This is a genomic window from Bacteroides sp. ET71, from assembly GCF_023336905.1.
In the GTDB taxonomy this organism is placed as follows: domain Bacteria; phylum Bacteroidota; class Bacteroidia; order Bacteroidales; family Bacteroidaceae; genus Bacteroides.
This window is the reverse complement of record NZ_JAMBLS010000179.1, coordinates 1-281: the sequence shown is the minus strand read 5'-3', so window position 1 is coordinate 281 and position 281 is coordinate 1. Positions and strand designations below refer to the sequence as shown.

1 pseudogene is annotated in these 281 nt (G+C 51.2%); it reads left to right on the top strand.

The features are described 5' to 3' along the window. Window positions 1-262, top strand: a pseudogene (locus M3090_RS15770) (IS21 family transposase); the annotation flags it as partial. Between the last annotated feature and the right edge of the window lie 19 nt (window positions 263-281).

The window sequence follows — 281 nt, the reverse complement described above, 5'->3', positions numbered from 1 at the left end:
GCCAAAAGCGTTCAGGTCATGCCGGGGTATCTTGACGTTGGAGAAAAAATACGGTCGCGACCGTCTGGTTGCGGCTTGCGCATGTGCGGACCAGAAGTTGCAATACGGGTATCAGGCCTTGCGCGAGGTGCTTGAACTGGGAGAAGACGCGGATTTACTTCCCGATGAGGACGGGAAAGTACAGCCCGACATGACTTCCCCGGCTCCATTGACCCACAAAAACATACGTGGACGTGAATATTACAGAAAGGACAAGCAATAAAACTCATATGTATGGAAGT